This window comes from Streptomyces coeruleorubidus (assembly GCF_008705135.1).
Lineage (GTDB): Bacteria > Actinomycetota > Actinomycetes > Streptomycetales > Streptomycetaceae > Streptomyces > Streptomyces coeruleofuscus.
The window spans coordinates 722,867-745,153 of the sequence record NZ_CP023694.1 but is presented as its reverse complement, the minus strand read 5'-3'; the positions used below and the strand labels follow the sequence as shown (position 1 = coordinate 745,153).

General features: G+C 73.6%; 20 protein-coding genes and 1 pseudogene. 9 read left to right on the top strand and 12 right to left on the bottom strand.

The window, feature by feature from the left end; genetic code table 11:
* Nucleotides 1-153 precede the first annotated feature (153 nt).
* The 4 genes from CP976_RS03490 to CP976_RS03475 are packed head-to-tail and all read right to left on the bottom strand — an operon-like array spanning nucleotide 154 to nucleotide 3,446.
* Nucleotides 154-1,257, bottom strand: coding sequence for a CapA family protein (locus tag CP976_RS03490; protein ID WP_150478958.1), 1,104 nt, complete (start codon nucleotides 1,255-1,257; stop codon nucleotides 154-156).
* Between the two features lie 33 nt (nucleotides 1,258-1,290).
* On the bottom strand, nucleotides 1,291-1,746 hold the full coding sequence (locus CP976_RS03485) for an archease (RefSeq protein ID WP_150478957.1): 456 nt from the start codon (nucleotides 1,744-1,746) through the stop codon (nucleotides 1,291-1,293).
* Nucleotides 1,747-1,802: 56 nt separating this feature from the next.
* On the bottom strand, nucleotides 1,803-2,405 hold the full coding sequence (locus CP976_RS03480; protein ID WP_150478956.1) for a DJ-1/PfpI family protein: 603 nt from the start codon (nucleotides 2,403-2,405) through the stop codon (nucleotides 1,803-1,805).
* A 60-nt stretch (nucleotides 2,406-2,465) separates the two neighbouring features.
* The gene (locus CP976_RS03475) at nucleotides 2,466-3,446 is read right to left on the bottom strand and encodes a GlxA family transcriptional regulator (protein WP_150478955.1); all 981 of its coding nucleotides are present in this window, start codon (nucleotides 3,444-3,446) and stop codon (nucleotides 2,466-2,468) included.
* Nucleotides 3,447-3,617: 171 nt separating this feature from the next.
* Here CP976_RS03475 and CP976_RS03470 point away from each other — a divergent pair, with 171 nt between their 5' ends.
* Nucleotides 3,618-4,274 carry a dienelactone hydrolase family protein gene (locus CP976_RS03470; RefSeq protein ID WP_150478954.1) on the top strand — a complete coding sequence of 219 codons (657 nt, stop codon included), beginning with the start codon at nucleotides 3,618-3,620 and terminating at the stop codon, nucleotides 4,272-4,274.
* 11 nt (nucleotides 4,275-4,285) lie between these two features.
* Here the strand turns inward: CP976_RS03470 and CP976_RS03465 are convergent, their stop codons facing one another.
* Nucleotides 4,286-5,725 carry an FAD-dependent oxidoreductase gene (locus CP976_RS03465; protein WP_150478953.1) on the bottom strand — a complete coding sequence of 480 codons (1,440 nt, stop codon included), beginning with the start codon at nucleotides 5,723-5,725 and terminating at the stop codon, nucleotides 4,286-4,288.
* Between the two features lie 36 nt (nucleotides 5,726-5,761).
* Entirely contained in the window at nucleotides 5,762-7,006 is a 1,245-nt protein-coding gene (locus tag CP976_RS03460; RefSeq protein WP_150478952.1) for a polysaccharide pyruvyl transferase family protein, read from the bottom strand.
* A gap of 271 nt (nucleotides 7,007-7,277) precedes the next feature.
* Here CP976_RS03460 and CP976_RS03455 point away from each other — a divergent pair, with 271 nt between their 5' ends.
* Nucleotides 7,278-7,922, top strand: a complete 645-nt coding sequence (locus CP976_RS03455) for a phosphoribosyltransferase (RefSeq protein ID WP_150478951.1) — start codon at nucleotides 7,278-7,280, stop codon at nucleotides 7,920-7,922.
* Nucleotides 7,923-8,006: 84 nt separating this feature from the next.
* A complete protein-coding gene (locus CP976_RS03450) occupies nucleotides 8,007-8,990 on the top strand; it encodes a TerC family protein (RefSeq protein WP_150478950.1) in 984 nt (327 codons plus the stop codon).
* A gap of 19 nt (nucleotides 8,991-9,009) precedes the next feature.
* Here the strand turns inward: CP976_RS03450 and CP976_RS03445 are convergent, their stop codons facing one another.
* The 4 genes and pseudogenes from CP976_RS03445 to CP976_RS03425 all read right to left on the bottom strand — a co-directional run bounded on the left by CP976_RS03445 (nucleotide 9,010) and on the right by CP976_RS03425 (nucleotide 14,308).
* The gene (locus CP976_RS03445; RefSeq protein ID WP_150478949.1) at nucleotides 9,010-10,200 is read right to left on the bottom strand and encodes a CaiB/BaiF CoA transferase family protein; all 1,191 of its coding nucleotides are present in this window, start codon (nucleotides 10,198-10,200) and stop codon (nucleotides 9,010-9,012) included.
* Nucleotides 10,201-10,323: 123 nt separating this feature from the next.
* A pseudogene (locus CP976_RS03440) lies at nucleotides 10,324-11,010 on the bottom strand (helix-turn-helix domain-containing protein); the annotation flags it as partial.
* A gap of 1,025 nt (nucleotides 11,011-12,035) precedes the next feature.
* The gene (locus CP976_RS03430; protein ID WP_150478948.1) at nucleotides 12,036-13,010 is read right to left on the bottom strand and encodes an alpha/beta hydrolase; all 975 of its coding nucleotides are present in this window, start codon (nucleotides 13,008-13,010) and stop codon (nucleotides 12,036-12,038) included.
* Nucleotides 13,007-14,308, bottom strand: coding sequence for an MFS transporter (locus tag CP976_RS03425; protein ID WP_167537266.1), 1,302 nt, complete (start codon nucleotides 14,306-14,308; stop codon nucleotides 13,007-13,009). Before CP976_RS03425 ends, CP976_RS03430 begins: the two co-directional genes overlap by 4 nt.
* Nucleotides 14,309-14,364: 56 nt before the next feature.
* Between CP976_RS03425 and CP976_RS03420 the strand changes: the two genes are divergently transcribed.
* Nucleotides 14,365-15,351 carry an ArsR/SmtB family transcription factor gene (locus CP976_RS03420; protein WP_150478947.1) on the top strand — a complete coding sequence of 329 codons (987 nt, stop codon included), beginning with the start codon at nucleotides 14,365-14,367 and terminating at the stop codon, nucleotides 15,349-15,351.
* Nucleotides 15,352-15,366: 15 nt separating this feature from the next.
* Here CP976_RS03420 and CP976_RS03415 read toward each other — a convergent pair whose 3' ends face one another.
* Complete coding sequence (locus CP976_RS03415; protein WP_150478946.1) at nucleotides 15,367-15,597, bottom strand: hypothetical protein; 231 nt, start codon at nucleotides 15,595-15,597, stop codon at nucleotides 15,367-15,369.
* A gap of 116 nt (nucleotides 15,598-15,713) precedes the next feature.
* On the opposite strand from CP976_RS03415, the gene CP976_RS03410 reads away from it, so the two are divergent.
* Nucleotides 15,714-16,619 carry a LysR family transcriptional regulator gene (locus CP976_RS03410; protein ID WP_150478945.1) on the top strand — a complete coding sequence of 302 codons (906 nt, stop codon included), beginning with the start codon at nucleotides 15,714-15,716 and terminating at the stop codon, nucleotides 16,617-16,619.
* A gap of 32 nt (nucleotides 16,620-16,651) precedes the next feature.
* Here the strand turns inward: CP976_RS03410 and CP976_RS03405 are convergent, their stop codons facing one another.
* Nucleotides 16,652-17,230 carry a TetR/AcrR family transcriptional regulator gene (locus tag CP976_RS03405; protein WP_150478944.1) on the bottom strand — a complete coding sequence of 193 codons (579 nt, stop codon included), beginning with the start codon at nucleotides 17,228-17,230 and terminating at the stop codon, nucleotides 16,652-16,654.
* A gap of 224 nt (nucleotides 17,231-17,454) precedes the next feature.
* Between CP976_RS03405 and CP976_RS03400 the strand changes: the two genes are divergently transcribed.
* From CP976_RS03400 to CP976_RS03385, 4 genes are read left to right on the top strand one after another with little or no spacing between them, the layout of a single operon-like run.
* Nucleotides 17,455-17,997: a 2Fe-2S iron-sulfur cluster-binding protein gene (locus CP976_RS03400; RefSeq protein ID WP_150478943.1), complete on the top strand. Its 543-nt coding sequence runs from the start codon at nucleotides 17,455-17,457 to the stop codon at nucleotides 17,995-17,997.
* Entirely contained in the window at nucleotides 17,994-18,986 is a 993-nt protein-coding gene (locus CP976_RS03395) for an FAD binding domain-containing protein (protein ID WP_150478942.1), read from the top strand. The genes CP976_RS03400 and CP976_RS03395 overlap by 4 nt, the downstream gene beginning before the upstream one ends.
* Nucleotides 18,983-21,097 carry a xanthine dehydrogenase family protein molybdopterin-binding subunit gene (locus CP976_RS03390; RefSeq protein ID WP_150478941.1) on the top strand — a complete coding sequence of 705 codons (2,115 nt, stop codon included), beginning with the start codon at nucleotides 18,983-18,985 and terminating at the stop codon, nucleotides 21,095-21,097. The genes CP976_RS03395 and CP976_RS03390 overlap by 4 nt, the downstream gene beginning before the upstream one ends.
* Nucleotides 21,090-22,238, top strand: a complete 1,149-nt coding sequence (locus CP976_RS03385; RefSeq protein ID WP_150478940.1) for an XdhC family protein — start codon at nucleotides 21,090-21,092, stop codon at nucleotides 22,236-22,238. Before CP976_RS03390 ends, CP976_RS03385 begins: the two co-directional genes overlap by 8 nt.
* Nucleotides 22,239-22,287: the final 49 nt, after the last annotated feature.

Below are 22,287 nucleotides of genomic sequence, written 5' to 3'. Positions count from 1 at the left end.
TGCCGGTGCCGCCGGACCGGTGTCCTGAGTCAGGCGGCGCTGCCGGACCGGTGTCCCGGCTCACGCGGTGCTGCCGGACCGGTCTCCCCGCTCACGCGGTGCTGCCGGATCGGCCGACCGAGTCGCCACCGGTTCCACCGGTTGATCCGCGCGTCAGCACGCCAGCGCCAGCGAGCCGTCCGGCTCCAGCGTCACCCCCACCCCGCCGCTGATCCGGTCGAGCGTCGTCCGCAGCCACGCGCGGTCCGCCCGGGACGCGGGCTCCAGGCGCATTCGGCGCGCCCGCAGCGGCACCATGCGCAGCCCCGCCAGCCGGCCGCTGTCCGCCTCGACCGAGGCGAGGAACGCCAGCCGCAGGTCGTCGCGGTACTCCTCGTAGCCGGTGATGCCCTCGTAGTCGTCGACGAAGTCACCGCAGCCGTACAGGATCAGCCGGTCCCGGTACACCTCCAGCGGGCGGGGGTGGTGCGAGGAGTGGCCGTGGACGAGGTCGACCCCGCCGTCCACCAGGGCGTGCGCGAAACGGACCTGTTCCCGGGGCACGCGGAACCCCCAGTTCGTGCCCCAGTGCACGGACACGACGATCACGTCACCGGTCTGTCGGGCCCGCCTCACGTGCCGCAGCACGGCGTCGGCCGCGGCGGGCGAGAGCTCGGGCACGTACGCCACACCGGGCAGGTCCGCCGTCGCCGCCCAGCCGGGCGGGATGCCGCTGGAGCGCGCCCCGACGGCGAGGACCAGCAGGCGCCGGCCGCCGGGGAGGGGGACCGCGGCGGGTGCGTGCGCCTGCTCGGCGTCACCTCCCGCACCCGCCGTCCGCAGTCCTGTCCGGGTCAGCGCGTCCAGGGTCTCCAGCAGGCCCGGGCGGCCGAAGTCCAGGACGTGGTTGTTGGCCAGGACGGTCACGTCGGGCCGGGCCACGGCCAGGGCGGGCAGGTTGGCCGGGTGCATCCGGTAGTGGATCTCCTTGTCCGGGGCGAACGTGTCGCCGGACGTCACCGATGTCTCCAGGTTCACGATCCGGGCGTCCGGGGCGGCCTCGTCCAGCACCCGCAGCGCCTCGCCCCACGGCCAGGCCGGTTCGACGGGCGCCGGCACCGGGCCGTGCGCCGACTCCGCCAGCCGGACGTAGGACCGCGCGTCCTCGACGTACGCCTCCCGCAGTGCCGGATCACCGGGGTGCGCCAGAATCTGGTCGACGCCGCGCCCGAGCATCACGTCACCGCACAGGAACAGCGTCACGACGCCGCCGCTCACACCCCCACGGTAGGCGCACCCCGGCCGTCGGGTTCACGCGTCGACCGTCACCTCACACGACCACCCGTACGGACCCGGCCCGATCCGCATCTCGTTCCACACGACGGCCGTCGGAACCGCCCCGGTGATCTCCACGTCCGCCAGGCCGGTGACCGCCAGCCGTACGTCCAGGCCGCCGTCGGCCTCGTCCGCCTCCACGTCCACGGGCACCTCGCCGTACTCCTCCAGCCGGAAGATGATCTCGTCCAGCAGCGAGGCGAGCAGGTCGTCGTCGCTGGCCTCGGCCAGCCGCACCCGGTCCACGGCGGTCGGACGCACTCCGGAGACGTCCGCGAAGCACTCCACCATCGCCAGGACGGCCTCCGCCAGACAGTGCTCCCGGCACGCCGCCCACGCCTCGATCCGGATGTACTCCGGATGCGGCACCGCCCGGTGCCCGCACTCGCCCGCCTGCCGTCCCTGCCCGTCGTCGCCCCTGTCACCGCCCATGAACATCGACTGCCCGAGGCTCGCGCCCCCATGCAGCGACCGGCCCGGCTCGTGGATCAGACGGGCTCGTCCGCGAGGTACGGCGGCGCCGGGTCGTACTGGATGTAGCGCCGCACGGCCCGCGCGTGGTCCCGGCCGTGCAGCCGCCCGACCAGCCACAGCGCGCTGTCGATACCGGCCGAGACGCCCTGGCTGGTGATCAGGTTGCCGTCCACGACATAGCGGGCGTCCCGGACGACCGTCACGTCGCCGAGTGCCTGGAGAGTGTCCTCGTGGCTCCAGTGGGTGGCCACCCGGCGCCCGCGGGCGGGCCCGGCGGCGTGCAGCAGGAGCGTGCCCGTGCACACGCCGTGCACCCACGCGGTCTGTCCGGCCGTCTTCCCGATCCAGTCGGTGACCACCCGGTTGTGCGGCTGGACCTCCCGCGCCCCCCGGCCGCCCGGCACGTGCAGCACGTCCAGGGGCGGATGGTCGTCGAGGGTGTGGTCGGGCAGGACGCGCAGGCCCTTGTTGCAGCGCACGGGCCCGGGGTGCTCGGCGATGAGCACGGCCGAGTCGACGCCGTCGCGGAGCTGGGAGGAGACGGTGAAGACCTCCCAGGGCCCCACGAAGTCGAGCTCCTCGGCGTCCTCGAAGACCAGCAGGCCGTATGTCGTCATACGGGTTCCCCTTTCTGTGAGACGTGGTGAGCGTTTTTCTGTGAGACGTGGTGAGCGTTCCTACGAGACGTGGTGCGCGTCGGCGGGTTCGGCCGTGGAGCGGAAGCGGGCGCGGTAGTCCGACGGCGCGGTGCCGAGCCGGCGGTGGAACGTGCGGCGCAGGGTCTCCGCGGTGGCGAAGCCGTAGCGGCGGGCGATGGCCTCGACCGGTTCGTCGCCCTCGGTGAGCGCGCGCTGGGCCGCCTCGACACGCACCCGCTCCACGTACGCGGCCGGCGGCACGCCCAGTTCGGCGGTGAAGCGGCGCTGGAGGTGCCGTGGACTCAGCCCGGCGTGCGCGGAGAGCGCGGCGATGTCGTGCCGGGCGCCCGGATCGGCGTGGATCGCGGAGACGGCGGCCCGCACCGGGTCCGTCGCCGGCTGCCGCGACCACAACGCCACACTGAACTGCGACTGGCCGCCCGGCCGGCGCAGGAACAGCACCAGCTGCCGGGCCACCGCGTGCGCGACGTCCCGGCCCATGTCGTCCTCCACCAGGGCGAGCGCCAGATCCATACCGGCCGTCACACCGGCCGACGTCCACACCCGCCCGTCCCGGACGAAGATCGGCTCGCAGTCCACCCGCACCTCGGGATGCTCCCGGGCCAACTGCTCCTCACGGGCCCAGTGCGTGGTGACCCGGCGCCCGTCCAGCAGCCCCGCCGCCGCCAGCAGGAACACCCCGCTGCACACCGAGGCCACGCGCCGGGCACCGGCCGCCGCGGCGGCGATCCAGGAGACCAGCGCCTCGTCCTGCCGGGCCCGGTCCACACCCCCTCCGCCGACCACGACGAGCGTGTCGATCCCGGCCGGGCCCAGGTCCGCCACGCCGTGCTCGGCGTGCACGAGCAGCCCGCTGCCCGACCTGACCGGCCCCGCCCGGGGCGCCACGACCTCGCAGGCGTAGGCGTCGCCCGCGCCGCGGAACACCTCGTGCGGGCCGGTGAGGTCGAGCGGCTGGAAGCCGTCGAAGACGACGAAGACGATACGGCGATCGGTCACGCCTCCACGCTCCTCCCGCCCTCGGCATGGCGTCAACGACACACATCCCACAGATCGCGCCATGCCGGAGCCGGGACGGCTGCCGAAGTGTGGGTAGCCGGGCGGAAGAACCCGGCAACCGCGGCGCGAACGGCCCCGGAAATCCGGGAATTGGAGGAGAGGAGGCCTCCGATGATCTCCCAGACGGTCACCGTGCCCGCCGACGGCGCCGCGCTCACCGGCGATCTGACCGTGCCGTCGGCCGCCCGTGCGGTCGTGCTGTTCGCGCACGGCAGCGGCAGCTCCCGGCACAGCCCCCGCAACCGCGAGGTCGCCGCCGGCCTGCGCACCGCCGGACTCGGCACCCTGCTGATCGACCTGCTCACCGAGGAGGAGGAACGGCTGGACGTCCGCACCGCCGAACTCCGCTTCGACATCCCCCTGCTGGGCCGCAGGCTGGTGGCCGCCATCGACTGGCTGGCACAGTCGCCCGGCACCCAGCGCCTGCCCGTCGTCCTGTTCGGCGCCAGCACCGGCGCGGGCGCGGCCCTGGTCGCCGCCGCCGAACGCCCCGACCGGGTGCCGGCGGTCGTCTCGCGCGGCGGGCGGCCCGACCTCGCGGGCGACGCCCTGGACGCCGTCCGGGCTCCCGTACTGCTGATCGTGGGCGGCCGGGACCAGCAGGTGCTGCGGCTCAACGAGGAAGCGGCCCGACGGCTGCACGTCCCGCACACCCTCCACGTGGTGCCCGGCGCCACGCATCTGTTCGAGGAGTCCGGCGCGCTCGAGCAGGTCACCGAGAGGGCCCGGCAGTGGTGCCACGACCAGCTGAGGACCGCGGCGGGCTGACGGCGGCAGCGTCAGCCGGCCACCGGCAGATCGATGCGCAACCGGGCGCCCTGCCGCAGCAGTTCCCGCTGCACGAGCCGGTACGGCACACCCCGCGGCCCGTGCCCGTGGCGCACGGTCAGCGCGGCGCACACACCGGCCGCCTGCCCGGTCGCCATCGCGATCGGCATGACCCGGTACGACGAGTGCGCCACGTGCGTCCCCGAGATGCAGCGGCCCGCCACCAGCAGCCGCTCCGTGCCCTGCGGCACGAGGCAGCGCAGCGGGATGTCGTAGAAGCTGCCCGCGGGCACCCGCTTCAGGACCGTTCCGGAGCCGCGCGGGTTGTGGATGTCGACCGGGTAGGCGCCGTGCGCGACGACGTCCGCGAAGCGCCGGGCGGCCAGGATGTCGTGGCCGGTGAGGTGGTAGTCGCCGACGACGCGCCGGGTCTCCCGGACGCCGATGTGGGTGCCGCTCTGCACCACGTACGACTCCTCGAAGCCGGGCACGCGGGTGCGCAGGAAACGGTCGATCTCCGCGAGCTGGCGCCGGGCGGTGTACTCGGCCCGGGTCAGGTCCCACACGCTGGTGCCGAGCACCCTGTTCACGCGGGTGCTGTTGACGCTGACCTCGCGCGGATGCGGTGTCGCGAAGAACAGGATGTCCTCGCGCGGCAGCCGCAGATCGCCGTCGGCCCGGGCCTCCTCGACCAGGTCCCACAGACCGTGCACCCCGCGCCACTGGTCGGGATGCTCCCGCACGTACTCCGCGAAGTCCGGCCGGGCGAAGTCCGCGACCCGGAACATCAGCGTCATCGGCTGCACCAGCCCGTCCTCCGGCCGGCCGATCTCGTACGGCGCCCCGCAGGCCGCCGCGACGTCGCCGTCGCCCGTGCCGTCCACGACCACGTCGGCGTCGATCACCACCGGCCCCGACTTGGTCTCGAACACCACACGCCAGCCGTCGTCGAGGCGCAGCGCGGTGGAGGCGAAGGCGTGGAACAGCATCCGCACGCCCGCCTCGTCCATCATCTCGAGCAGGACCAGCTTGAAGAGCTCCGGGTCGAAGGGAACCGTGTATCCGGTCCTGGGGGAGGGCTTCAGGCAGCCGCCGCGTCCCATGAGCCGGTCCAGCAGCCGCCACAGCACGCCCTGGACGACCGGCTCGCCCTCGCCGTGGTCGGTGGGCAGCAGCCGGGCCTCGTCCCCGGACTCGGTGAACGTGGCCTGCTTGTGCTCGTTGTGGAAGGACATCAGCGGCATGACCAGGGCCGCGGTCGCGTTGCCGCCGAGGAATCCGTAGCGCTCCACCAGGACGACCTCGGCCCCGGCGTCGGCCGCCGCGACCGCGGCGGCGAACCCGGCCGGGCCGCCGCCGACCACCAGGACCTGCGTCCGGCCGCCGTGCCGGGCGGGCCGTTCGGGCAGGGTGACGGTGCGGGGCTCGGGCGGTTCTTGCAGGATCGGCATCGGTGTCCTCCCGCGGGCGGGGCCTCGGCGTCGGCGTCACACGCCCAGCGGACGGGGTTCGGCAGTGGGCGGATGCGGTGGTTCTGCCTGCGTGTCCAGCAGGGGAGCGGTGCCGATGGCCGCCTCGGTGCCGCCGTCGACCTCGTCCAGCAGGACTCCGCAGCGGGCGCAGGTCTCCAGGGCCTGCGCGGACAGTTCCCGGACGCGGGAATGCAGCTCCTCCCGGCGCTCCGGGTATTCGTCCCACAGGCGGTCCACCTCCGCCAGCAGCAGCCCGGCCTGCTCCCGTGCCACGCCCACCAGGGCCGGAGCCCCCATGCGGCGTGCGAAGTCGAACACCTTGCCGGAGTAGGGCAGTGGCAGCACCGGCAGCCCGGAGAGCGCCGCGAAGATCACGAAGTGCAGACGCATGCCGACCGCCAGGTCCAGGTGGCGCATGAAGCCCAGGACCTGCCCCGGGCTGTACGAGCCGTGCAGGATCCGCCCCTTGTCGGGAGCGGTCATGTGGGACAGCACGGCGTGCGCGTGCCGCACGTCGTGCCGCTCCATCGGCAGGAACACCACGTGCGCGTCCAGCCGGCGGACGAGGAAGTCGGCGACGTCGGCGAGCAGCGCGTGGTAGTCGCCCTCGTCCAGCTTCTCGGCCGCCCGGCCCGGCTCCCGCACCGACATCCCCACCAGACGCGAGTCGGTGGGCACGCCCTCGTGGCGCATCATCTCGTCGGTGAACGGCTCCGGCTCCAGCAGCAGCGCCGGATCGGCGGTGACGACGACGTCGCGTTCGACACCGACCTCCTCCAGCACCAGCTTGGACTCCTCGTCGCGCACCACGACGTCGTCCATGTCCGCCAGCACGTTGCGCACGGCCTCCCGGTCGTCGGCCTCGCGCAGCGGGCCGGCGCCGATGGCGTAGGCGAAGGTACGGATGCCGCGCTCCTGGGCGGCCCGGACGAGGCGCAGATAGCGGCGTGCCTCACCGTCGAAGAGGAGTCCGCCGCCGCCCAGGACCAGTACGTCCAGCGAGGCCAGCGCGTCCAGGACGTGGTGGCGGCTGACGCCCTCCCAGTCCACCACCTCGTCGGCGGACGGATGATGCACCCGGGTGTGCTCGGCGTTCCGGCTGAAGACGACCAGCCGGGCCTCGGGCCGCTGGGCGCGCAGACAGTGCAGGACACAGGTCAGGATCGACTCGTCGCCGATGTTGAAGCCGCCGTACGAACCCAGCACGCCGATGCGCGGGCCCGGCCGGGCGGGCTGCGGATGAGAAGGGGCAGTGGTCATCCGGGTGCTCCCGTCGCGTCGGAGTCTGCTCAGTGGCCTGGTGCGCCGGTCGTGCGGAGAGGGCCGTGCCGTACGTACGGTTCGTGCCGTGCGCACGGTCCCGGGTTGCCTGCGCCGCACGGCCGGAAACACCCCGCGTTCCGAGTGTGACGGAGGTCCGGAAGGTGCGCATTGTCCGGTAGGTGAGGTGTGCATCGTCCGGTGGGCGGGGGGTACGCGGGAGCCGGACCGGCCGAGGGTCCTCTCCGTGCGGGAAGCAGAGGTGACCGTCATGCGGTTCCGTGATCGCCGGCAGGCCGGCGGGGAACTGGCCGAAACGCTGCGCGTCCGGCAGCGCGAGGGGGCGCTGCCCGATCCCCTCGTCCTCGCTCTGCCCCGCGGCGGGGTCGCCGTGGCGCGGGAGGTCGCCGAGGCGCTGGACGCCCCGCTCGACGTGCTCGTCGTACGGAAGATCGGGGCGCCCTTCCAGGAGGAGTTCGGCGTCGGCGCCATGGCCGGGGACGAGGTGCCGCTCCTCGACGAGGACGCCATGCGTCACCTGGGCCTCCGGGAGGCGGCGCTCGGGCCCGTCATCGAGCGGGAGCGCGCCGAACTGCGTCGCCGCGAGGCGCTGTACCGGCAGGGCCGTCCCGCACCCGACCTGCGAGGGCGCACCGTGATCGTGGTCGACGACGGCCTGGCGACCGGTTCCACGGCCCGGGCCGCGCTGCGATTCGTCCGCCGTCAGGCGCCCGAACGGGTGGTGCTGGCCGCGCCGGTGTGCTCCCCGGAGGCGGCCGAGCTGATGCGCGCCGAGGCCGACGAGGTGATCTGTCTGCACCAGCCCGCCGCGTTCATGGCCGTGGGCCTCTGGTACGAGAACTTCGACCAGTTGACGGACCGGGACGTCCTGGAAGCCCTGCACGCACAGCTGTGACCAAGTGTTCACCTTTCAGGTGTGGCGGAAATCAGCCACGTCGGACAACGATGTCCCATCCCCACACCTGTAACAGGAGCACCAGTGAACGTCTCGCTTTCCGTGTGGCTGCTGACCGTGGCAGCTCTGTGCCTGCTCGTCGCCGTCGACTTCTTCGTCGGCCGCAAGCCCCACGACGTGTCCGTCAAGGAAGCCGGGACGTGGACGGTGGTGTGGATCGTCCTGGCCGTGCTGTTCGGGCTGGGGCTGTGGTATTTCGGTGGGAGCGGGCCCACGGGTGAGTTCTTCGCCGGTTACATCACCGAGAAGTCGCTGAGCGTCGACAACCTCTTCGTGTTCGTCCTGATCATGGGGAAGTTCGCGGTGCCCTCGCAGTACCAGCAGCGGGTGCTGATGGTCGGCGTCCTGATGGCCCTGGTGCTGCGGGCCGGTTTCATCGCGGCCGGCGCGGCGATCATCACCGCCTTCTCCTGGGTGTTCTACCTCTTCGGCGCCTTCCTCATCTGGACCGCCTGGAAGCTGATCCAGGACGCCCGCAAGCAGGACCACGAGGAGGAGTACCAGGAGAACAAGCTGCTGAAGATGGCGGAGCAGCGTTTCGGCGTGGCCGACCGCTACCACGGCACGAAGCTGTTCATCACCGAGAACGGCAAGCGGATCATGACCCCGATGCTGGTCGTGATGCTCGCGATCGGCTCCACCGACGTGCTGTTCGCCCTCGACTCCATCCCGGCGATCTACGGGCTGACGCAGGACCCGTACATCGTGTTCACCGCGAACGCCTTCGCCCTGATGGGCCTGCGCCAGCTGTACTTCCTCATCGGCGGCCTGCTGAAGAAGCTGGTCCACCTCTCCTACGGCCTGTCGATCATCCTCGGCTTCATCGGCGTGAAGCTGGTGCTGCACGCCCTGCACGAGTCGGGCGTGCACGTGCCCGAGATCAGCATCCCCTTCTCGCTGAGCTTCATCGTGCTGGTGCTGGCCGTCACCACGATCACGAGCCTGCGGGCTTCGAAGAGGCAGGAGGCCGAGGCCGAGGAGGCGGAGCGGGCCGCCGGGTCCCGGTAGGTCCGCCCCGTCGGGGACGTCAGACGACGCCGTCCGCGCGCAGGGCCGCCACCTCCTCCTCGGTGCGGCCCAGCTCGGCGAGGATCGACCCGGTGTGCTCGCCGACCGCCGGGACGGGGTCCATCCGGGCGGGCAGGCCCGCGAGGTCGGCCGGCGGGAGCAGTGCCTCCACCGTCGCCCCCGGCACCCCGACCTCGGTCCAGCGGCCGCGGGCGGCCAGCACCGGGTGGTCCAGGAACGCGGCGACGTCGTTGACCCCGGCGCAGGCGATGCCGATGGCCTCCAGGTCCTTGAGGATCTCCTCCGAGCCGGAACGGGCGATGCGGGCGGCGACGATCGTGTTGAGCTCCTCGCGGTGGGCGACGCGGTCGGAGGCGGTGGCGAAGCGCGGATCCCCGACCAGCTCCGGCCGGCCGAGGAACTCGGTGCACAGGGCCGCCCACTCGCGCTCGTTCTGGATGGAGAACAGCACCTCCTTGCCGTCGGCGGCCTCGTACGTCCCGTACGGCGCGATGGTGGCGTGCTGGGTGCCGAGGCGCGGGGGCTGGGTGCCGCCGTGCCGGGTGTAGTAGGCGGGCTGGCCCATCCACTCCGCCAGCGCCTCGAACAGGGACACCTCCACCGGGTGGGCCTCGCCGGTGACGGCGCGGGTGTACAGCGCCGTGAGGACGCCGCTGTACGCGTACATCCCGGCGGCGATGTCGGCGACGGAGATCCCGGTCCGGGCCGTCCCCTCCGGGGTTCCCGTCAGGGACACCAGACCGGTCTGGCACTGCACGAGCAGGTCGTACGCCTTGCGGTCGGCCCAGGGACCGGTCGTGCCCCAGCCGGATATCGTGCACGGGATCAGACCGGGGCGGCGGCTGGTGACGGTGGCGGCGTCCAGGCCGAGGCGGCCGGCGGCGCCCGGGGCGAGGTTCTGTACGAACACGTCGGCCCCGTCGAGGAGTTCGTGCAGGATCTCGCGGCCCCGCGGATCCTTGAGGTCCAGCGTGAGGGACTCCTTGGACCGGTTGAGCCACACGAAATAGCTGGAGTGGCCGTGCACGGTCGTGTCGTACCGGCGGGCGAAGTCACCGCCGCCCGGCCGCTCCACCTTGATCACCCGGGCGCCGAGGTCGGCGAGCTGCCGGGTGGCGTAGGGCGCGGCCACGGCCTGCTCCAGGCTGACCACCGTGACCCCGGCCAGGGGATACCGCTGCACGCTCATGCCTCATGCTCCTGAACCTCGTACCGGACGGCGCCCGGACAGTCTCTCCCAGCGGGACGGCGGCATCACGGCTCCGCGTCTGCGGCGTGATCCAAACGACAGACGACAGACGACCGACAGACCCTAGGGCCGGGCCAGCTTCCGCATCGCCAGTGCCAGTTGCAGCCGGAGCCGGCCCTGCGGGGTGCGCACCGGCCAGCCGAGCAGGTGCTCGGCGTGGGCCAGCCGGTCCTGGAGCGTCGAGTGGTGGACGTTGATCTCGCCGGCCGCCGCCCGCAAGCTCGCCGTGTACGCGACCGCGTGCAGCGTCTCCGACAGCCAGGGGGTGGTCGCCGCGGCCGTCTCCAGGGCCCGGGCGTCGGGCGGCGGTTCGGCACCCGGTACGACGAGATCGGCGAGGAGGGCGATGCCGCCCAGCTCGTCGGCGTACACGACCCGCGGCCCGGGGTCCTGCGGCGTGCCCTCGGCGGTGAAACGCAGGGCGGTACGCGCCTCGGCCCACGACCGGGGGAGCTCCAGCACGGGAACGGCGGGCCCGACGCCGAGCCGTCCGACCGCACCGCCCTCCGCCCCGGCGGGTACGACGCGTGGCCGGTCGTTCAGCGGGGCGAGAGCCCGGGCCGGGACCGTGGGATCCAGGCCGAGGCGACGAGCGGCATGCAGCCGGGCCGGTTCCGGGGCCGTGCCGTCGAGGAGGGTCTCGACCAGCGCCGGATCGTCGGCCGGGGCCCGCCCGCGAGTGCGGTCGAGAACGAGCCGTATGGCGCCGGCGGCACGCTCGAGAATCACCGCGTCGACGACGCTGGGCGCGACCCGGACGTGCCCGACTCGGCCGACGCGGGACGTCGCCCCGGCCTGGCCGGTGTCGACCACGCGAGACACCGCCCTGGCTCGGTCCGCGTTCACGGCGCCTTCCCCCGGCCCGCCAGGGGCCGCGTTCATGAGGCGGGGCGCGTTCCTCGCGCGGCCGGGGTCCTCGGCGCCCGGGGCCGGCCTGTCAGGGGCGGAGTTCGCGACGGCGGACGCGGTCCCGGCATGGTCCGTGCTCGGGGTGTAGGGCGGTGTCCCGGCGTGGTCGGTGACGCTGGATTCAGGCCTGGTGTGATCGCGGGCCGCGGCGCCCGGACCCGACCCGCCAGGCGGAGGGTTCGCGACGGCGGACGCGGTCCCGGCATGGACCGTGTCCACGGTGCAGGACGCCGTCCCGGCCCGGCCGATCCCGTCGACGCCGGATGCAGCCGTGGCGCGGTCCCGCCCCACGGCGCTCGCGGCCGCCCCGGCAAGGGCAGCCTTCTCGGCGCCCGGCGCGGACCCCGCAGAGGCAGCCCCCGCGCCCGCTGGCGCCGCCCCCGCACGGCCCGTGTCCTCCACCTCGTGGGCCGCCCCGGCCCGCTCCAGCCACAGTGCCGCCGTGGCGTCCGGGGTCAGCCGGGCGGACGGCCAGGTGGGGTCGGGTGGCGCCTCGGTGTCTCGCCTCGTGCCGTCCGGCTCCACGCGGACGTGCACGCGCCGTTCGCGGTCCACCAGCCGGGCCGGGCACCCGGCCAGTACGGCGGCACCGCGTACGAGTGCCTCCACACCGGCCCTGGACTCGGCCAGACGGTCGAAGTAGGCGATGACCCGGACCGCCGCACCGGCATCCGGATCGAGCGCGGTCAGGCGCCCGGCCAGCTCTTTCATAGGCCCATGGTGCGGCATGCGGCCGCCGAACGGGCCTGGCATGCCACAGGACAGGCCACCGGGGGACGGTCAGCCGGGCCCGTGCGGCAGGAGCCGGAGTGGAGGCAGGGCGAGCTGCGCGCGCTGCCCCGGCTGCCTGCCGGACTCCCCGCCCGTCACGCGCTCAGCAACCTCCGCAGCCAGTTGACATGCGCCGCCCGCGCCGACTGGGAGAGCGCCGCCTGAGGTGCGAAGCCGTCGAAGCCGTGGAAGCCGCCGGGCCACACGTGCAGCTCCGCCACGCCACCGGCCTGCCAGATGCGCGAGGCGTAGGCGACGACCTCGTCGCGGAAGGTCTCCGCGGAGCCGACGTCGAGGAACGCCGGGGGCAGCCCGGACAGGTCCTCGGCACGGGCCGGAGCCGCGTACGCCGGCACGTCGGGGCCGCCGCGCCGCGCACCCAGCAGCGCGGTCCAGCCGGTCTCGTTCGCGGTGCGGTCCCACACACCGAGGCCCGCCATCTGGTACGTCGACGGCGTGTCGTTGCGGTCGTCGAGCATCGGGCACATCAGGACCTGCCCGATCGGCTGCGGCCCCTTGCGGTCCCGCGTGAGCAGGGCCAGGGCCGCGCACAGCCCGCCGCCCGCGCTGGCACCCGCGATGACGATCCGCTCGGGGTCGGCACCGAGCTCGGCGGCGTGGTCCGCCGTCCACAGCAGTCCGGCGTACACGTCCTCGATCGGCGCGGGATACGGATGCTCCGGCGCCAGCCGGTACTCCACGGACACCACCACCGCGTCCAGCGCCTGCGCCCACGCCAGCGGGACGTCGACGCCTACCCGGCTGTTCCCGATGACCATGCCGCCGCCGTGCACGTGGTAGATGACCGGCCGCGCCCCGGCGCTCGCCGGAGCGGTCGGCCGGCAGATCAGCAGCGAGATGTCGGGCTCACCCTGCGGCCCGGGCACCTGCCGGTCCTCCACCACGAATGCTCCGCCCATCGTCAGGTCCAGATCGGCCAGCATCTGTATCCCCGGCCCCTGGCGCACCTCGGCGATCTCGTCCAGGGTGAGCCCCGGGCTGATCATGTCCTTGATCAGTTCCAGGGCTCCGGCGAGTTCCGGGTCGAACGGGGGCGGAACATGCGTCATGACGTCTCCTCGTGTGAGGTCGCGGCGGCTCGTGCTGCCATGGTCTGTCCCGTCGTGCCGGACCCGGGCGCCGCCGTCCGGCGGAACCTCCCCGCCGTACGGCGGGTGCCGCCCAGGTGGCGGACGAGGGCCATGGCCGTGAGCGCCGCGACCAGCCCGCACACCCCGAGCCACCCGAAGCGGCCGTACGCACGCATGCCCAGCCACGAGCCGACGGCGCCACCAAGATACGCGCAGGTCATGAAGGCGGTGGTGAGCCGGCTGCGCACCTCGGCGCGCAGCGCCTGGATCCGCACCGTGTTGGCGACCATCCCGGACTGCATGCCGACGTCGAGCAGCAGCGTGCCCACGACCAGGGCCGCCACCCCCGCCGCACCGCCGGCACCGCCGAGCGCCAGCACGGCGGCCGAGACGCCCACGACCAGGAAGCACACCCGGTTGACCGCGTCCGGCCCCCGCCGGTCGACCTGGCGGCCCGCGACCGGCGTGCACACCATGGTCACCGCGTTGACCAGGGCGAGCAGTCCCACGGCTCCCGCACCCATGCCGTACACCGGCCCCGTGAGCAGCAGCGCCACCCCCGTCCACACCGCGGAGAAGCCCGCGAACACCAGGGACTGGTACAGACAGGAGCGGCGCAGACAGGGCTCGGTGCGCAGCAGCCGCAGCGGCTCGGCCAGGAGCGCGGAGTAGCCCTGGGAGGAGGGCGGGGACGTCAGCGGAAGCAGGCGAGCCGCCAGGGCGGCCACCGCCAGGGACAGCATGGCGGCCAGGACGTACGGTGCCCGCCAGCCCAGCCAGTCGCCGAGCGTGCCGCCGACGGTGCGCGACAGCAGCATGCCCGCGAGGGAGCCGCTCAGCAGGGTGCCGCCGGTGACACCACGCCGCTCCTGAGGCACCAGCCCGGCCGCCAGCGGGCCGGCGAGCGGTGCCACCACCGTCGTCACCCCCACCAGGGCACTGGCGGCGGCCAGCGGCACCAGCCCTGGCGCGGCACTCGCCGCGAACAGCCCGAGGCCGGTCAGCGTGAGGAGCGTGACCAGCAGCGGGCGGTACGGCAGGCGGTCGCCGAGCGGGACGAGCAGGCAGATCCCGGCCGCGTAACCGAACTGCGTCGCGGTGACGACGCCGGCGGCCGCGCCGGGCGAGACGTGCAGCCCGGACGCGATCAGCGGGCTGAGGGCCTGGGGGAAGTAGACATTGCCCACGGCCGCGCCGCAGACGAGCGCCAGGGCCAGGATCACCCGGGGACTCGCGCCCGGGTCCGCTGTAGGCTGCCGCTGATCGTGATCCGTCATGGACCGAAGTCCACGCCATGGCCGGGCGGTTGCCAAAGGATGTAGCGGGGGCCTTAATGATCAGCTTCCGGCTCGACGCCGCGGACCTCGCCGACACCCGCTTCGCGATCTCGCCCCTGCGCGAGGTGATGGGCAGCCTCCGCGCCCTGCGCGCCCCCGCCCTCTACCCCCTGCACGTCCGGTGGCGCGCCGCCGTGCTCCAGAAGCTCGACCCGGCCGATGCCCGGCTGCTCGCGGCCCTGGTGGGCGACACCCTGGCCCTGCCCGACTTCCTGACCCCCAGGCCGATGTCCTTCGCGCCCACGCTCGACGAGCAGCTGACCGTCGTCCGCGCCACACCCGCGCCGACCGTACGCCGTGACCTGCTCGCCGCCCACGCGCCCAGGCCCCTGCCGACCGCCCTGCGGGCCGTCACCGCGCCCGGTGACGCTCCCGTCGCGGAGCTGCTGGAGGAGCTGTGCGAACTCCTGCGGCGGTACTGGGAGTCGGCGCTGCTGCCGTCCTGGCCCCGGATGCGGCTCGTGCTGGAGGCCGACATCACCCACCGGGCACGGCAGCTGGCCACCGGCGGCGCCCGGCTGCTCTTCGCCGACCTGCACCGCAACCTGCGCTGGGACGACGGCGTCCTGCGCGTCGACCGGATGCGCGGACGCCACCACGTGGACGGCTCGGGACGCGGACTGCGCCTGGTGCCGTCCCTGTTCGCGCACCAGCCGGCGCCTCCGGTGAGCGCCGCCGAACCGCCGATGCTCGCCTACCCCGGCCGGGGCGCCGCCACCCTGTGGGAACCGGAGCCCGAGCCGGACGCCCCCGCCCTGACGGCCCTGCTCGGCGCGCCCCGCAGCACGCTGCTGCGGCTGCTGGCCGAGCCCCTGCCGACGGTGGAGCTGGCCCGGCGCCTCGGGGTGACCCCGAGCGCCGTGTCCCAGCACCTGCGCGTCCTGCACGCGACGGGCCTGGTCACCCGCGCCCGCGACGGCCGCCGTGTCCTGTACCGGCGCAGCCCGCTGGGGGAGCGGCTGGCCCGGCAGGGCAGGGACTGAGTGCTCCCCGGGTGCTCAGCGGCTCGCCGTGCCCGACCGAGCCGGAGCCGACCCGGACGGCGGCCTGCTGCGCGAGACGACGCGCATGCCGCCGCCGTCGACGACCCGGACCTGGAGCGAGCCGCATCCGCAGCGCGTCCACTCCGTGCGGCCCGTCGCGGTGGCGTGCCGGGACAGCACCTGGAACGGCTCGCCTCCGTCCGGCCAGCCGCAGTGCGGGCAGACGGTGCCGGTGGTGCTGATCATGTCTTGACTCCTCGTACGTCGTGGCTGGTTGACCGTCGCGACACAGCCAGGGTGCGCCGGAGCCTCCGTACACGTCCAGGTTGACTTTGTGGACGTCATTGTGAAGCGTGGGCTTCATGATTGACCTGCGCCGACTGCACGTCCTGAGGGCGGTCGCCCACTACGGCACGGTCACCGCGGCCGCCCGAGCCCTGCACTTCACCCCGTCCGCCGCCTCCCAGCAGATCCGGCAGCTCGCCCGTGACCTGGACGTCGACCTGCTGGAACCGCAGGGACGCGGGGTCCGCCTCACTCCGGCCGCCGAGAGCCTGCTCGCCCACGCCGACGCCATCCAGGCCCGCTGGGACCAGGCGGAACTCGATCTACGGGCGGACCACGGGGCGCCGTCCGGAGTGCTGCGGGTGACGGGCTTCCCCGTGGCCATCTCGGTCCTGCTGGCGCCGATGGCGGCCCGGCTGGGGGAGCGGCACCCGCGGCTGTCCGTACGGATCACCGAGGCGGGCGTCCCGGAGAGCTTCGACCTCCTCTTCGAGGGTGACATCGACCTGGCGATCGTCGAGTCCACCCCGCACAACCCGCCGCTGAGCGACATGCGCTTCGACCAGCAGCCGTTGCTCGACGACCCCTTCGACCTGGTCGTCCCCGACGGTCACCGGCTGGCCGGACGGGCCCGGGTCGATCTCGCGGAGGCGGCCCATGAGCCGTGGATCGCGCCGGTGGAGGAGAGCGCCTGCCGCCCGCACGTCCTGTCCGCCTGCGGCGCGGCCGGTTTCACCCCCGGCGTCGTCCATCACGCCCTCGACTGGAACGTCGCCGCCCATCTCGTCGCCCACCGGCTCGGCGTCGCCCTCATCCCCCGCCTCGCCCATCTGACCCCGCACCTCCCGATCGCCCGCATCCGCTGTGAGGGCAACCCCCACCGCAAGCTCCTGACCTGCACCCGCGGCGGCGGCCACGCCCGCCCGGCGGTGGCGACGGCGCTCCGGGAACTACGAGAACTGGCCTCCACGGCAGTCGCCTGAGACCCGGGCCCGGGCTCCTCCCGCCCGCCCCTTCACCGCCCGGGCGCCCCCACCCGCAGCGCGTCCATGACGAGATCCAGCAGGCGGCTGGCGCGTGGTTGCCAGTCGGTGTGCGGGTCGATCGTCCAGATGCCGCCGACGGCGAGGAAGAGGTCGTCCGCGGTGATGCCCGGGCGGATGGTGCCGGCCTTCTCGTTGGCGCGGAGGAGGAGTTCGGCCGCCTCGGTCAGCGGCGTAGGGGACGGCTTCGCCGGCTTTCCCGGCGCGCCGGTTGCCTGGCGGATCGCGTCGGCCAGACCGGCCTTCGTCATGGCGAACTGCGCGCAACGGTCCAGCCACTCGCGCAGCGCCTGGTCCGGTTCCCGGCTCTCCAGCAGCGGCGCCGCGGTGTCGGCGACCTGCTGCATCTCGTGCCGGTAGATCTCCATGACGAGCGCCTCACGGCTGGGGAAGTGGCGGTAGAAGGTCCCCTGCCCGACGCCCGCCTTCTTGGCGATCGCGCTCAGCGGGGCGTCCGCCGCACGCGTCAGTTCCACCAGTGCGACTTCCAGGATGCGCTCGCGGTTGCGCTGCGCGTCCGAGCGCAGAGGAGCGTCCTTCTTGTGCCGCACTCGCCCTCCTCGCGGTCCTTGGCCGAAACCCGGTCCTTGTTAAGCGGACAGTTGTCCGTTACGTTTCCGGGTAACGGACAAGTGTCCGCTTGCCCCATCGTACCGGCGGGACGCCCCTGCGGACAGCCCGAGACGGCCGTACCGCGCATCCTGCACCGTTGCGAACCGGCCCCGCCACCACGACTCCCGCCTCCTGACCGTGCGACGTGAGAAAGAAGGCTTCCATGCCCCCATCGACGTCCAGCGACCTCACCCTGTCCGTCAACGGCGAGAAGTACACGCTGACCGTCGACCACCGCACCACCCTCCTGGACGCCCTGCGCGAGCGCCTCGATCTGACCGGCACTAAGAAGGGCTGCGACCAGGGCCAGTGCGGCGCCTGCACGCTGCTGGTCGACGGCCGCCGGGCCGTGTCCTGTCTCCAGCTCGCGGTGGCGGCCGAGGGACGTGAGATCACCACCATCGAGGGTGTGGCCGAAGGCGATCAACTGCACCCGGTGCAGCAGGCGTTCCTCGACCTCGACGGTTACCAGTGCGGTTACTGCACGCCGGGGCAGATCTGCTCGGCCATCGCCCTGATCGAGGAGCACGCGGCGGGCTGGCCCAGCGCCGCCACCGACGACATACGGCCCGACGCGGGACCACCACCGCTGACCCCTGAGGAGATCCGGGAGCGGATGAGCGGCAACCTGTGCCGCTGCGGCGCGTACGTGTCGATCGTCCAGGCCGTGGCCCGCGCAGCCGAGGCGAAGGGGGCGGCGGCATGAGGGAGTTCGGCTACCAGCGCGCCTACGACGTCTCCGGCGCCGTGGCGCTGCTCGACGGCGACGGCGAAGCCCGTTTCCTGGGCGGCGGCACCAACCTCGTGGACCTGATGAAGACCGGCGTCGAGCGGCCCGCCCTCCTGGTCGACGTCCGTGAACTGCCCCTGGACCGCATCGAGCCGGCCGGCGACGGCGGCCTGCGCATCGGCGCGACCGTCACCAACAGCGACCTCGCCGCCCACCCCGAAGTCCGGCGCCGCTACCCGGCGTTGGCCCAGGCCGTGCTGGCCGGCGCCTCCGGGCAGCTGCGCAACATGGCCACCGTCGGCGGCAACCTGCTCCAGCGCACCCGCTGCGGCTACTTCGCCGACGTCACCTCCGCCTGCAACAAACGCAACCCCGGCAGCGGTTGTCCCGCCATCACCGGTGAACACCACAATCACGCCATCCTGGGTGCGTCCGACCACTGCGTGGCCACGCACCCCTCGGACATGGGCGTGGCGCTCGCCGCGTTCGACGCCGTCGTGTCCTACGAAACGGCGGACGGGCCGGGGGAGTTGCCGCTCGCCGACTTCTACCTGCCGGTGGGGGAGACCCCGCACCTGGAGACGGCCCTGCCTCCGGGTGCGCTGATCACCGGCGTCACCCTGCCGCCCACCCCGGTCGCCGCCGACTCCCGCTACCGCAAGGTGCGCGAGCGCGCCTCCTACGCCTTCGCCATCGGCTCGATCGCCGCCGCGCTCGACGTCGAGGACGGTGTCGTACGGGATGTCCGCCTGGCCTTCGGAGCAGTCGCGTCCCGCCCCTGGCGGGCCCGCGCGGCCGAACGCGCCCTGCTCGGCGCGCCGGCCGACGCCGAGAACTTCGCGGCCGCCGCGGACGCCGAACTGGCCCACGCGAAACCGCTGCCCCACAACGGATACAAGGTGACCCTGATGCGCAACCTTGTCATCGCCGTGCTCAGCGAACTCGCCGAGGAGGCCACCCGATGACCACCGCCACCCAAGGCTCCGTCGGCACCGCCCACACCCGCATCGAAGGCCGCGACAAAGTCACCGGAGCGGCCCGCTACGCCGCCGAGATCCCCTTCGCCGAACTCGCCCACGGCTGGCTGGCCCTGTCCACCGTCGCCCGCGGCCGCATCCGCTCCATCGACACCGACGCCGTGCTCCGGATGCCCGGCGTGCTCACGGTGCTCCACCATCACAACGCCCCGCGCGTCGACAGCGACTACGTCGGCCTGCTGGGCGTCCCGCCGGACCCGAGCGTCGCCCTCTTCCAGCACGACCGGGTGGTTCACATGGGCTGGCCGGTGGCGCTGGTCGTCGCCGAGACCTCCGAGCAGGCCAGAGAGGCGGCCGAGGCCCTCGTCGTGACGTACGACCAGGAGCCGCACGACGTCGCGTTCTCCGCCGAGCGGCAGGCCGAGGCGTATCCGGTCGACGGCCATGCGCCAGGCGTGATGGAGAAGGGCGACCTGGAGGCCCAACTCGCCTCCTCCGCCGTCGTGGTGGACGCGGAGTACACCACTCCGGAGGAGTACCACAACCCGATGGAGCCGCACGCCGCGACGGCCCTGTGGGAAGGCGGCCGGCTCGAGGTCGTCGACTCCAACCAGGGCACCACCTGGGTCGCCGGCGAACTCGCGAACCTGTTCTCCCTCGACCCCGCCTCCGTGCGGGTGCGCTCCGAGCACGTCGGCGGCGGCTTCGGCAGCAAGGGTGTCCGTTCGCACCAGGTGGCCGCCGTGATGGCCGCGACCGTCCTGCAACGCCCGGTCAGGGTCGTCATGACCCGCCGGCAGATGTTCTCGCTCGCCGGCTACCGCAGCCCCACGGCCCAGCGGGTCAGGCTCGGCGCCGACGCGGACGGACGACTGCGCGCCCTGGAGCACCAGTCCCTGAACATGACCTCGTCCGTGCACGAATTCGTGGAGCCGAGCGCCGCGGCGAGCCGGGCGATGTACGACGCCGACGCGCATCACACGGCCAGCCGGGTGGTGCGGCTCGACGTACCGACCCCGACCTGGATGCGCGCCCCCGGGGAGGCGCCCGGCTCGTTCGCGCTGGAATCGGCGTTCGACGAGCTCGCCGAGCGGTGCGGCATCGACCCGATCGAGCTGCGCCTGCGCAACGAGCCCGCGGTGGGCCCGGTGTCCGGGCTGCCGTTCAGCAGCCGCAACCTGATCGCCTGCTTCGAGGAAGGCGCCCGCCGGTTCGGCTGGGCCGACCGGGACCCTCGGCCCGGCGTGCGCCGCGACGGCCGCTGGCTGCTCGGCACCGGCACCGCCGCCGCCTCCTTCCCCGCGGGAGCCATGCCCTCCACGGCGGCCGTCACCGCGGAGGCGGACGGCACCTTCACGGTGGGGATCAACGCGGCGGACATCGGCACCGGCGCCCGGACCGCGCTCACCCTGGTCGCCGCCGACGCGCTGGGAGTGCCGACGGACCGCGTCCGGGTGCGCATCGGGGACAGCGACCTCGGTCCGGCGATGATCGCCGGCGGTTCGACGGGCACCCGCTCCTGGGCCTGGGCCGTCACGGCAGCCGCCGAGGAGCTGCGGCAGAGCCTCGCGCCGGGCGCCGACATACCGCCGGAGGGCATCACCGTACGGTCGAACACCGCCGAGGCCATCGGTGCCCTCGCCCAGAAGGAACGGCACTCCTTCGGCGCGCAGTTCGCCGAGGTCGCCGTCGACCCGGCCACCGGCGAGGTCCGGGTGCGCCGCATGCTGGGCATCTTCGCGGCCGGCCGGATCGTCAACCCGCTCACCGCCCGCAACCAGCTCGTCGGCGGCATGATCTGGGGCATCTCGATGGCCCTGCACGAGGAAGCCGTCCGGGACCGGGCCACAGGCGGTGTCTACGGCGCCGACCTCGCGGGCTACCACGTCGCCGCGCACGCCGACATCCCGCACGTCGAGGCCGACTGGGTCGACGACCCCGACCCGGACGATCCGATCGGCATCAAGGGCATCGGTGAGATCGGCATCGTGGGCGCCGCCGCGGCGGTCGCCAACGCCGTCTGGCACGCGACCGGCGTCCGCCACCGCCACCTGCCCATACGGCCCGACCGTGTTCTGATGGCGGGCGGCGATGCTTGACCTCGCCGGGCACCTGCACGAGTGGATCGAGGAGGGCCGGGAGTTCGCCGTCGCCACGGTCGTCGCCGTCGGCGGCAGCGCCCCGCGCCCTCCCGGCGCCGCCCTGGCCGTCTCCGCCGACGGCACGGCCATCGGCTCGGTCTCCGGCGGGTGCGTGGAGGGCGCGGTGTACGACCTGTGCCTCCAGGCCCTCCAGGACGGTCGGACGCGTGTCGAGCGGTTCGGCTACAGCGACGAGGACGCCTTCGCGGTCGGACTGACCTGCGGCGGAACCATCGACATCATGATCGCCCCGTACGGCGCCGACCGGACGGCCCAGGCCGCCGCACTGTCGGCCGCTCTGTCGGTCGCCGCCCACGGCGAACCCGTGGCGCTCGCCCGAGTGGTCCACGGTCCGGCCGGCCTGCTCGGCCGGGCGGTGCTCGTACGCCCCGACGGTGCGCACGAGGGTGGTCTCGGCGGTCACCCGGACCTGGACCGCACGGTGATCGCCCAGGCCCGCGCGCTGCTGGATGCCGGACGCACCGGCACGGTCGAGGTCTCGGAGGACGGTTCGCAGTGCCCGGGCGGACTCACCCTGCTCGTCGAGTCGGCCGTCCCGCCGCCCCGCATGATCGTCTTCGGCGCGATCGACTTCGCCGCCGCCCTCGTACGGGCGGGCAAGTTCCTCGGCTACCACGTCACCGTGTGCGACGCCCGCCCCGTCTTCGCCACCCGGGTCCGCTTCCCCGACGCCGACGAGATCGTCGTCGACTGGCCCCACCGCTACCTCGCGAGCACGGACACCGACGGGCGCACGGTGCTGTGCGTGCTCACCCACGACGCCAAGTTCGACATCCCCCTGCTGACCGAAGCCCTGCGGCTGCCGGTCGCCTATGTCGGCGCCATGGGCTCACGCCGCACCCACGAGGACCGCAACCGGCGGCTTCGCGAGGCGGGCGTGAGCGATCGCGAGCTCGCCCGGCTCAGGTCACCCATCGGCCTCGACCTGGGCGCTCGTACGCCCGAGGAGACCGCCCTGTCGATCGCGGCGGAGATCGTCGCCGCACGGCACGGCGGCACGGGCCGGCCGCTCACCGGATCGGAGACCCCGATCCACCGGGACGAGCGGGTGGCCGGGCAGCTGCCGCAACCGGTCTGAGCGGGGGCTTCCCCGGCGACGTGCCGGAGGGGCCGTGGCCGGTGACGGC

Coding starts and splice junctions, on each gene's coding strand:
- CP976_RS03460 (WP_150478952.1), bottom strand. CDS start 7,006: ATGACCACTGCCCCTTCTCATCCGCAGCCCGCCCGGCCGGGCCCGCGC.
- CP976_RS03480 (WP_150478956.1), bottom strand. CDS start 2,405: ATGACGACATACGGCCTGCTGGTCTTCGAGGACGCCGAGGAGCTCGAC.
- CP976_RS03445 (WP_150478949.1), bottom strand. CDS start 10,200: ATGAGCGTGCAGCGGTATCCCCTGGCCGGGGTCACGGTGGTCAGCCTG.
- CP976_RS03465 (WP_150478953.1), bottom strand. CDS start 5,725: ATGCCGATCCTGCAAGAACCGCCCGAGCCCCGCACCGTCACCCTGCCC.
- CP976_RS03485 (WP_150478957.1), bottom strand. CDS start 1,746: ATGGGCGGTGACAGGGGCGACGACGGGCAGGGACGGCAGGCGGGCGAG.
- CP976_RS03390 (WP_150478941.1), top strand. CDS start 18,983: ATGACCACCGCCACCCAAGGCTCCGTCGGCACCGCCCACACCCGCATC.
- CP976_RS03385 (WP_150478940.1), top strand. CDS start 21,090: ATGCTTGACCTCGCCGGGCACCTGCACGAGTGGATCGAGGAGGGCCGG.
- CP976_RS03415 (WP_150478946.1), bottom strand. CDS start 15,597: ATGATCAGCACCACCGGCACCGTCTGCCCGCACTGCGGCTGGCCGGAC.
- CP976_RS03410 (WP_150478945.1), top strand. CDS start 15,714: ATGATTGACCTGCGCCGACTGCACGTCCTGAGGGCGGTCGCCCACTAC.
- CP976_RS03425 (WP_167537266.1), bottom strand. CDS start 14,308: ATGACGGATCACGATCAGCGGCAGCCTACAGCGGACCCGGGCGCGAGT.
- CP976_RS03400 (WP_150478943.1), top strand. CDS start 17,455: ATGCCCCCATCGACGTCCAGCGACCTCACCCTGTCCGTCAACGGCGAG.
- CP976_RS03420 (WP_150478947.1), top strand. CDS start 14,365: ATGATCAGCTTCCGGCTCGACGCCGCGGACCTCGCCGACACCCGCTTC.
- CP976_RS03455 (WP_150478951.1), top strand. CDS start 7,278: ATGCGGTTCCGTGATCGCCGGCAGGCCGGCGGGGAACTGGCCGAAACG.
- CP976_RS03470 (WP_150478954.1), top strand. CDS start 3,618: ATGATCTCCCAGACGGTCACCGTGCCCGCCGACGGCGCCGCGCTCACC.
- CP976_RS03395 (WP_150478942.1), top strand. CDS start 17,994: ATGAGGGAGTTCGGCTACCAGCGCGCCTACGACGTCTCCGGCGCCGTG.
- CP976_RS03430 (WP_150478948.1), bottom strand. CDS start 13,010: ATGACGCATGTTCCGCCCCCGTTCGACCCGGAACTCGCCGGAGCCCTG.